The organism is Streptomyces olivochromogenes (genome assembly GCF_021538895.1).
GTDB lineage: Bacteria > Actinomycetota > Actinomycetes > Streptomycetales > Streptomycetaceae > Streptomyces > Streptomyces olivochromogenes_A.
On sequence record NZ_JADDRL010000112.1, the window covers coordinates 20,832 to 30,635 of the forward strand.

A 9,804-nucleotide genomic window follows, 5' to 3' on the forward strand; every position below is an offset into this window, starting at 1 on the left:
GCGGGTACGGGATGACCACACATTGAATGGTGTTGCCCCTGCTCGCTCACCGATGCCGCACAACTGGGGCAGGGCCGTGTTTCTTTGCCGGAAAATCGTTCGACCATTCCGGTGGGGGTCATACTCTCTGCGTCAACCCTGACCGCTCGTCGGTCCTGGGACGGGGGCACATTTCAGGTATTCCGGGACGCAAAGGGCGGAAGGGCAGCCGCGCATGCAGGGCACGGTCGACGGATTCAGCTACGGGGTCGTGACCCCGTTGGTCGCCTACCTGACGGCCTGCCTCGGCGGAGCCCTCGGCCTGCGTTGCACCACGAGATCGATGCTGGTGGCGCACTCCTGGCGGCCCGCCTGGCTGGCCCTCGGCTCGGCCGCGATCGGCTCCGGCATATGGACCATGCACTTCGTCGCCATGATGGGATTCACCGTCAAGGAGACCCCGATCCACTACGACATGCCGATGACGTACGCGAGCCTCGGTCTCGCCGTCGTCATGGTGGGAGTGGGGATCTTCATCGTCGGCTACCGCGGCGCCACCGGAACGGCACTGTTCACCGGCGGCACGGTCACCGGTCTGGGCATTGCCTCGATGCACTACCTCGGTATGGCAGGCATGCACCTGAACGGCCGGTTCGAGTACAACACGCTGACCGTGGCCGCCTCCGTCGTGATAGCCGTCGTGGCCGCCACCGCCGCCCTGTGGGCCGCCGACAGGTGCGCGGCTTCCTGTGGAGCGTGGGCGCGAGCCTTGTCATGGGGCTCGCCGTCAGCGGCATGCACTACACCGGGATGGCCGCCCTCAGCGTCCATCTGCACGGCACCGCAGCGACCCCCTCCGGCACGGCACCCGCCTCCCTGCTCGCCCCCATGCTCATCGGCCCCCTCGCCTTCCTGCTGCTCGCGGGCGTCGTCGTGATGTTCGACCCGCTGATGGTCATGGGCAAGCCCGACTGGACCCGCGTCGAGCAGAAGCCGGGCGTCCCGGCCGCCGACCTCGCCCCGCACCCGGACCGCCGCCCCCAGCCGCTCCACGGCCGCCCGCACGTGCGGCAACCGGGACACCGCGGTTCGCGCACCCCGCAAAACCGCTGATCCGGACCCGTTGTCAGTGCGGGGTCGTACGGTGGATCCCATGCGGCCCGTTTCCCACATCGAACGCACGGTGGCGCCCTTCGAGGTCGTCAGCTCCTACCAGCCCAGCGGTGACCAGCCGGCGGCCATCGCCGAGCTGGCCAAGCGCATCGAGGCCGGTGAGAAGGACGTCGTCCTCCTCGGCGCGACCGGCACCGGCAAGTCCGCCACCACGGCGTGGATGATCGAGAAGCTCCAGCGCCCCACGCTCGTGATGGCGCCGAACAAGACGCTGGCCGCCCAGCTGGCCAACGAGTTCCGCGAGCTCCTCCCGAACAACGCGGTCGAGTACTTCGTCTCGTACTACGACTACTACCAGCCCGAGGCGTACGTCCCCCAGTCGGACACCTACATCGAGAAGGACTCCTCGATCAACGAGGAGGTCGAGCGCCTGCGCCACTCCGCCACCAACTCGCTGCTCACCCGCCGCGACGTCGTCGTGGTCGCCTCGGTCTCCTGCATCTACGGCCTCGGTACCCCGCAGGAGTACGTGGACCGGATGGTCCCCCTCAAGGTCGGCGAGGAGATCGACCGCGACGAGCTGCTGCGCCGCTTCGTGGACATCCAGTACACGCGCAACGACATGGCGTTCTCCCGCGGCACCTTCCGGGTCCGCGGCGACACCATCGAGATCTTCCCGGTGTACGAGGAGCTCGCGGTCCGCATCGAGATGTTCGGCGACGAGATCGAGGCGCTGTCCACCCTGCACCCGCTCACCGGCGAGATCATCAGCGACGACCAGCAGCTGTACGTCTTCCCGGCCTCCCACTACGTCGCCGGCCCCGAGCGCATGGAGCGGGCCGTCAACGACATCGAGAAGGAGCTCGGCGGGCGCCTCGCCGAGCTGGAGAAGCAGGGCAAGCTCCTGGAGGCCCAGCGCCTGCGGATGCGCACCACGTACGACATCGAGATGCTCCGCCAGATCGGCAGCTGCTCCGGCGTCGAGAACTACTCGATGCACTTCGACGGCCGCCTGCCCGGCTCCCCACCCAACACGCTGCTGGACTACTTCCCGGACGACTTCCTGCTCGTCATCGACGAGTCGCACGTCACCGTGCCGCAGATCGGCGCCATGTACGAGGGCGACGCCTCCCGCAAGCGCACCCTCGTCGACCACGGCTTCCGGCTGCCCTCCGCCCTGGACAACCGCCCCCTGAAGTGGGAGGAGTTCCAGGAGCGGATCGGCCAGGCGGTGTACCTGTCGGCGACCCCGGGCGCGTACGAGCTGTCCCGCGGGGACGGCGTCGTCGAGCAGATCATCCGCCCCACCGGCCTCGTCGACCCGGAGGTCGTCGTCAAGCCCACCGAGGGGCAGATCGACGACCTGGTGCACGAGATCCGCAAGCGGACCGAGAAGGACGAGCGCGTCCTGGTCACCACGCTCACCAAGAAGATGGCCGAGGACCTCACGGACTACTTCCTCGAACTCGGTATCCAGGTGCGCTATCTGCACAGCGACGTCGACACCCTGCGCCGCGTCGAGCTGCTGCGCGAGCTGCGCTCCGGCGAGTTCGACGTCCTGGTCGGCATCAACCTGCTGCGTGAGGGCCTCGACCTGCCCGAGGTGTCCCTGGTGGCGATCCTCGACGCCGACAAGGAGGGCTTCCTGCGCTCCGGCACCTCCCTGATCCAGACCATCGGCCGCGCGGCGCGCAACGTCTCCGGCCAGGTCCACATGTACGCGGACAAGATCACCCCGGCGATGGAGAAGGCCATCGACGAGACCAACCGGCGCCGGGAGAAGCAGGTCGCGTACAACAAGGCCAACGGCATCGACCCGCAGCCGCTGCGGAAGAAGATCAACGACATCGTCGCGCAGATCGCACGCGAGGAGGTCGACACCGAGCAGCTCCTCGGCTCCGGTTACCGCAAGTTGAAGGACGGCAAGGGCGCCAAGGCCCCCGTCCCGTCGCTCGGCGACAAGGCGGCCAAGGGCGCGAAGGCCGCCAAGTCCGCCAAGGGCAAGGCCAAGGAAACAGTGCCCACGGACCGTCCCGCGGCCGAACTCGCCGAGCAGATCGAGGAGATGACGGAGCGCATGCGCGCCGCCGCCGCGGACCTGCAGTTCGAGATCGCGGCCCGGCTGCGCGACGAGGTCTCCGAAATGAAGAAGGAACTGCGTCAGATGAAGGAGGCGGGGCTGGCCTGAGCCGCCGCGCCCCCTTGCCGGACCTCGGCATATGCGCTCAGTGTTGCAAGACCGACACAAACCGCGGGCCGGGGTTCGGCACTGTCGGTGCCCCTGCGTAGGGTGCTGGTCAACCGCGAACCATGCGGCAACTGGGGAAATTCGAGAGGGGAACAGCCGTGACCGTGAACATGACCAAGGGTCAGGCCATCAGTCTGGCGAAGCAGGACGGGGGCACTCTGACCGCGGTCCGCATGGGTCTCGGCTGGCAGGCGGCTCCCCGGCGCGGCCTGTTCGGCTCGCGCACCCGTGAGATCGACCTCGACGCCTCGGCCGTGCTGTTCGCCGACAAGCAGCCGGTGGACGTCGTGTTCTTCCGCCACCTGGTGAGCGACGACGGCTCCGTGCGCCACACCGGCGACAACCTCGTCGGCGGCGTGGGCCAGGGCGGTGACGACGAGGCCGTCCTGGTCGACCTGCAGCGCGTGCCGGTCCACATCGACCAGATCGTCTTCACCGTGAACTCCTTCACGGGTCAGACCTTCCAGGAGGTGCAGAACGCGTTCTGCCGCCTGGTCGACGAGACCAACGGCCAGGAGCTCGCCCGCTACACGCTGGACGGCGGCGGTACCTACACGGCGCAGATCATGGCGAAGGTGCACCGGTCGGGAAGCGGCTGGGCGATGACGGCCCTGGGCACTCCGGCCAACGGCCGTACCTTCCAGGACCTGATGCCGGCGATCCTGCCGCATCTGTAGGACGTACCGGCGAGCGGCGCACGACACCACGACACAGGGGGACAAGGCGATGACGGCCGAGCTGGTGCGCGGGCAGAACCACCCGCTGTCCCAGGTCCGGGTCGAGATCCGGATCTCGGTCGGCGTACCGGTCGTGGCGGTGGCCACGCTCAGCGACGAGAACGGCAAGGCGCACGGCGTCGACTGGGTGGCCCACCCGGGCGCGCCGGCGCTGCCCGGGCTCGAGGTCTCCCGGCAGGCGGCCGCCGACCACCGCCTCGCGGTGGACCTGGCCGCGATGCCCGAGACCGCGCACCGTGTCAACGTGCTGCTCGCCCTGCCCGCCGGAGCGGGCGGCCCGGTCCGCTTCGGCGCCGTCGCCGCCCCCTCCGTCGCGGTCACCGGCCTCGACGGCACGGGCATCGCCCGCTACACCCTCGTCGGTCTGGACGCCGAATCGGCCGTCATCGCCCTGGAGTTGTATCGCCGGCAGGGCGCCTGGAAGGTCCGTGCCGTCGGCCAGGGCTACTCCGGCGGTCTCGCCGAACTCTTCGCCGACCAGGGGCTGCCCCAGGCCGCCGAGCTCGCGGGCAGCATCCAGGAGGCGGTCTCCCGCGGCCTGGCCCGCTCGATCCCGGCGCCTCCCCGGCCCACGGCGGACGGCGACGTGTCGCGGCGCCCGGCGCAGCCGACGTATCCCGGCGCGGCGGCCAGAGAGGCGACGCCGGCTTCCCACCAAGGCCCGGGCCCGGCCGAGGTCCAGCAGCCCATTGCTCCCGTGTCCCAGACACCCTCCACCCAGGGTCCCGCCACGTCCTCCCTCGGCGGCGGCCCCATCGACTACACGCACCCGAACCGCCGGTCCGAGGCCCCGCCGCCCGGGCCGCAGGGGCCCACCGCCTCCCCGACGGACGCCCCGTCGCCGGTCGCCGGTGACGCGGTCGGCTGGTCCATGGACGAGCGGCTGTACAACCAGGTGTGGGGCATGTTCGAGGACCTGGCCCGCGCCACCGCCGCCTACCGCAGCGCCGTCGACTTCGCCGACTCCCGCATGGACAAGGAGCTCGAACAGGCCCTGTCCGACCCGCGCAACCGGCTCGGCGCGGCGGGCGGCGCCGCCCGCGAAGCGGCCGGTGTCCGGCGGGCTCAGCTCGTCGACCAGGCGAAGGCGGTCCTCGACCGTGACCTGGCGCAGCTGACCGCCGAGGCCGAGGTCGTCGAGCCCGCGCTCCCGCCCGCGTACGCCGGCTGGGACAACCCCGTCTGGCACGGCTACCGGGTCCCGACGGAGACCCCGATGGCACTGCGCCTGGGCGACCTCCACCTGCCCGAGAGCGCGCCGCTGCGCATCCCGATGCTGGTCCGGCTGCCGATGGAGCGCGGCCTGTGGATCGACAGCGGCCAGTTCGAGACGGTCGACGGAACCCTCCCGGACTCCGGCGAGCTGCGGCACCGCGCGGTGGAGGCGGCGGTGGCGATCGCCGCCCGGCTGCTCGCGGTGCATCCGGTCGGCGCGTTCGGTGTGCACGTGATCGACCCGGCCGGCTCGGCGGCGCGGGCACTCGCGCCGCTGGTGCGCACCGGTGTGCTGGCCTCGCCGCCCGCGCCGGGCGCCGCCGGGGTGACGGACGTCCTGGGCCGGCTCACGCAGCGGGTCGACCTGGTGCAGATGGCGTTGCGCGGCGGGGCCGCCGAGTCGTTGCCGCCCGGGTTCGACACCGCCCAGCAGCTGCTGATCGTCAACGACTTCCCGCACGGCTTCGACGACCGGGCCGTGACCCAGCTCCGCTACCTCGCCGACGAGGGCCCTTCCGTCGGCGTCCACCTGCTGATGGTCGCGGACCGTGAGGACGCCACCGCCTACGGCCCGTTGCTCGACCCGCTGTGGCGTTCGCTGATGCGACTCACCCCGCTGCCCGACGACCACCTCGCCGACCCCTGGGTCGGTCACGCCTGGACCTACGAACCGGCGCTCGTCCCGCCCGGCAGCGAGGTGCTCCACCAGGTGCTCACCCAGGTCGCCGCAGCGGCTACCAAGTACACGTAAAGTCCTCTGACCAGGCAGTTTGGTCTTTCTTTTACTAAGCCCTTTACCTTTCCTTGGTGATTGGGGTACTGTTTTCCGCACGGAGGGGAGTACTCCCTATCTGCTGCGGCGTGCCCGTCAATACGGATCGGACCAGATCCCGGGGCGCCGGCCCCTCGTGGGTGGAAGAGACCTCCGGCAGCGACAACGCTGACTGTTTGCCGTTACGTACTGCTACGTGCTGCCGGAGGCGCAGTGGATGTTTCCGTGACCCTGTGGGTCCTCACCATCGTGGGCCTCGCCGCCCTCATCGCGGTCGACTTCTTCATCGGCCGCAAGCCCCATGACGTATCGATCAAGGAAGCCGGGATCTGGACGGCCGTCTGGATCGCCCTGGCCGGACTCTTCGGCCTCGGCCTCCTGCTCTTCGGCGGCGGAGAGCCCGCCGGCGAGTTCTTCGCCGGCTTCATCACCGAGAAGTCGCTGAGCGTCGACAACCTCTTCGTCTTCGTCCTGATCATGGCGAAGTTCGCCGTGCCCTCGCAGTACCAGCAGCGCGTGCTGCTCGTCGGCGTGCTCATAGCCCTGGTCCTGCGGGCCGTGTTCATCGCCGCGGGCGCCGCGATCCTGGCCAGCTTCTCCTGGGTGTTCTACCTCTTCGGGGCCTTCCTGATCTGGACCGCCTGGAAGCTGATCCAGGAGGCGCGTGCCGACGCGGACGACGAGGAGTACGAGGAGAACAGGCTGCTCAAGGCCGCCGAGCGCCGGTTCGGCGTGGCCGACCGCTACCACGGCACCAAGCTGTGGATCCAGCAGAACGGCAAGCGCGTCATGACGCCGATGCTGGTCGTGATGCTCGCGATCGGCACCACGGACGTCCTGTTCGCGCTCGACTCCATCCCCGCGATCTTCGGCCTGACGCAGGACCCGTACATCGTCTTCACCGCCAACGCCTTCGCCCTCATGGGCCTGCGCCAGCTGTACTTCCTCATCGGTGGCCTGCTGAGGAAGCTGGTCCACCTCTCGTACGGCCTGTCGGTCATCCTGGGCTTCATCGGGGTCAAGCTGGTGCTGCACGCCCTGCACGAGTCCGGGGTGCACGTCCCGGAGATCAGCATCCCGGTCTCGCTCGGCGTGATCTGCGCGGTCCTGATCGTCACCACGGTCACCAGCCTGATGGCGTCCAGGAAGCAGGCGGCGCTCGACATGGCGCGGGAGGGCGGCGAAGGCGCTCCGAAGGACAGCATCGACGCCTGACCACGTCGGACGTAGAAACAACCAGCCGGGGCAGCGGTGCGTGGTGCATTGCCCACCCACCGCTCCCGGTGCTTCGTTGGACGCTGAGCGCTCCCGCCCCGGGGGTGCGGTGGCCGGGTGGAGGCATCGTGGACGCACCGACGAAGTTCATGCAGATCATCGAGTTCCAGACCGACCGTATCGACGAGATGCGGGCCCTGTCCGAGGACATGGAGCAGGGCCTCGCGGGCCGCGAGGACGGCCCGACGCATCGGATCGTGCTCCAGGACAGGAACCAGCCGGGCCGCTACCTGGTGCTGATCGGGTTCGACTCCTACGAGGAGGCCATGCGTAACAGTGACCATCCGGACACGAGCAAGTTCGCCGAACAGATGGCGGCGCTGTGCACCCGCCCGCCGTCCTTCACTGACTGCGACGTCGTGGAGTCGACCGAGCTCGGGTAGCCACGTCGCTTCGCGTCCCCCGGCCGGTTACCGCCGGCCGGAGGGCCGCGGCGGCGGCCGGAAACCGGCTCCGTCGGCCGGAATGCGGAGCCCGTACGCGTCTGCGAAGATCACCGCATGATCCCTCGGTTCCGCGCGCTCGCGACGCACTGGACCGCCGCGGTGCCGGTGCTCGCGGTCGTCCTGCTCGCGTTCACCTGGGGACGTGAACTGCCCGGGGCGGTCGTCGCCCTGGTCACCCTGGTCCTCGCGGGATCCGTCCTGGCCGCCGTGCACCACGCCGAGGTGATCGCCCACCGCGTCGGCGAACCCTTCGGCTCCCTGGTCCTCGCCATCGCCGTGACGATCATCGAGGTCGCCCTGATCGTCACGCTCATGGTCGACGGCGGCGCCAAGAGCGGGACGTTGGCCAGGGACACGGTCTTCGCGGCTGTGATGATCACCTGCAACGGCATCGTCGGCCTGTGCCTGCTCGTCGCCTCCCTGCGCCACGGCACCGCGGTCTTCAACGCGGAGGGCACCGGCGCGGCCCTCGCGACGGTGGCCACCCTGGCCACGCTCAGCCTGGTGCTGCCGACGTTCACCACCAGCAAGCCCGGCCCGGAGTTCTCCGGTCTGCAACTGACGTTCGCCGCGCTGTCCTCACTGATCCTGTACGGCCTGTTCGTGGCCACCCAGACCGTGCGGCACCGCGACTACTTCCTGCCCATCACCCGGCAGGGCGAGGTGATCACCGCGGACGACCACGCCTCGGCGCCGTCCGCTCGTACCGCCTGGACCAGCCTCGGCCTGCTCGGCCTCGCCCTGATCGGGGTCGTCGGCCTCGCCAAGGGGGTCTCGCCCACCATCGAGTCCGGCGTGGCCGCCGCCGGCCTGAACCAGGCCGTCGTCGGTGTGATCATCGCGCTGCTCGTACTGCTCCCCGAGACCATCGCCGCGCTGCGCGCCGCCCGCCGCGACCGGGTGCAGACCAGCCTCAACCTCGCGCTCGGCTCGGCGATGGCCAGCATCGGGCTGACCGTCCCCGCCGTCGCCCTCGCCTCCGTCTGGCTCTCCGGCCCTCTCGTCCTCGGCCTCGGCGCCACCGGCATGCTGCTGCTCGCCCTCACCGTGGTGGTGACCTCCCTGACGGTCGTTCCGGGGCGGGCCACGCCGCTCCAGGGAGGCGTCCACCTGGTGGTGTTCGCCGCGTACCTGGAGCTGGCGATCAATCCGTAGCGGTCCTCACCCCGCGACCGGCCGGCTCCGCCGCCGAGACCGGACGGGTCTCCGGCAGCAGCGCGAAGCACACGAGGCTGAGCAGCGCGATGCCGGTCAGGTAGGCGGCAACCCCCCAGGGCACGCGCCCGCCGCGCTCCGCGAGCGCCGTTGCCACGATCGGGGTGAGCGCGCCTCCGAGGACACCGCCGAGGTTGTAGCCCACCGCGGCTCCGGTGCAGCGCACCCGCGGCTCGTACAGTTCCGGCAGATACGCGGCGATCACCGCGAACATGGCGATGAACGCGATCAGTGCCCCCATGAAGCCGAGGAACATCAGCAGCGGCTCGCCGGTCGCCAGGAGCGCGACCATCGGGAACATCCACAGGGCGGTGGCCGTGCACCCGGTCAGGCACATGGTGCGCCGCCCGTAGCGGTCGCCGAGCAGCGCCATCAGCGGTGTGAGCGCCCCCTTCACCACCACGGCGGCCATGATGCAGGTCAGCATGACCGTACGGCTCACCCCGAGCCGCTCCGTCCCGTACGCCAGGGACCAGGTCGTGACCGCGTAGAACACCGCGTACCCGACCGCGAGCGCCCCGGCGGTCAGCAGGACCAGTCGCCAGTGGTGACGGGCGACGTCCGCGAGCGGCACGCGCGCGTGGTCCTCGATGTCGAGGAACTGGGGGCTCTCGGCGAGCGAGGAGCGCAGCCACAGCCCCGCCAGGGCCAGCAGCCCGGCGCCCCAGAACGGTACTCGCCATCCCCACTGCGCGAACTGCGCGTCGGTCAGGACGGCCGACAGCACCAGCATCACACCGTTGGCGAGCACGAACCCGACCGCGGGCCCGATCTGCGGAAAGCTCGACCACAGGGCCCGGCGCC

The 9,804-nt window shown here is 70.2% G+C and carries 7 protein-coding genes and 1 pseudogene; 7 read left to right on the forward strand and 1 reads right to left on the reverse strand.

The annotated features are described in order from the left end of the window. The first annotated feature begins 214 nt into the window (after positions 1-214). The 7 genes and pseudogenes from IPZ69_RS37355 to IPZ69_RS37385 all read left to right on the forward strand — a co-directional run bounded on the left by IPZ69_RS37355 (position 215) and on the right by IPZ69_RS37385 (position 8,940). A pseudogene (locus IPZ69_RS37355) lies at positions 215-1,092 on the forward strand (MHYT domain-containing protein). 40 nt (positions 1,093-1,132) lie between these two features. Then, positions 1,133-3,280 carry an excinuclease ABC subunit UvrB gene (gene uvrB, locus IPZ69_RS37360; RefSeq protein ID WP_235459160.1) on the forward strand — a complete coding sequence of 716 codons (2,148 nt, stop codon included), beginning with the start codon at positions 1,133-1,135 and terminating at the stop codon, positions 3,278-3,280. 158 nt (positions 3,281-3,438) lie between these two features. Next, positions 3,439-4,017: a TerD family protein gene (locus IPZ69_RS37365; protein WP_235459161.1), complete on the forward strand. Its 579-nt coding sequence runs from the start codon at positions 3,439-3,441 to the stop codon at positions 4,015-4,017. Positions 4,018-4,066: 49 nt separating this feature from the next. Beyond that, positions 4,067-6,043, forward strand: coding sequence for a TerD family protein (locus IPZ69_RS37370; RefSeq protein WP_235459162.1), 1,977 nt, complete (start codon positions 4,067-4,069; stop codon positions 6,041-6,043). 234 nt (positions 6,044-6,277) lie between these two features. Further along, positions 6,278-7,279 (forward strand): TerC family protein, encoded by a 1,002-nt coding sequence (locus tag IPZ69_RS37375; protein ID WP_235459163.1) that lies wholly within the window; start codon positions 6,278-6,280, stop codon positions 7,277-7,279. Between the two features lie 128 nt (positions 7,280-7,407). Then, on the forward strand, positions 7,408-7,722 hold the full coding sequence (locus tag IPZ69_RS37380) for a hypothetical protein (protein WP_235459164.1): 315 nt from the start codon (positions 7,408-7,410) through the stop codon (positions 7,720-7,722). A gap of 117 nt (positions 7,723-7,839) precedes the next feature. After that, positions 7,840-8,940 carry a calcium:proton antiporter gene (locus IPZ69_RS37385; RefSeq protein WP_235459165.1) on the forward strand — a complete coding sequence of 367 codons (1,101 nt, stop codon included), beginning with the start codon at positions 7,840-7,842 and terminating at the stop codon, positions 8,938-8,940. On the opposite strand, the gene IPZ69_RS37390 is transcribed toward IPZ69_RS37385, so the two are convergent. Further along, positions 8,930-9,804: MFS transporter (locus tag IPZ69_RS37390; RefSeq protein WP_235459166.1), on the reverse strand; the 875-nt coding region annotated here is incomplete at its 5' end. The two genes, IPZ69_RS37385 and IPZ69_RS37390, sit on opposite strands and share 11 nt — an antisense overlap.

Excerpts from the sequence above, each read along its gene's own strand:
- uvrB (WP_235459160.1), top strand. The coding sequence starts at position 1,133 with ATGCGGCCCGTTTCCCACATCGAACGCACGGTGGCGCCCTTCGAGGTC.
- IPZ69_RS37370 (WP_235459162.1), top strand. The coding sequence starts at position 4,067 with ATGACGGCCGAGCTGGTGCGCGGGCAGAACCACCCGCTGTCCCAGGTC.
- IPZ69_RS37385 (WP_235459165.1), top strand. The coding sequence starts at position 7,840 with ATGATCCCTCGGTTCCGCGCGCTCGCGACGCACTGGACCGCCGCGGTG.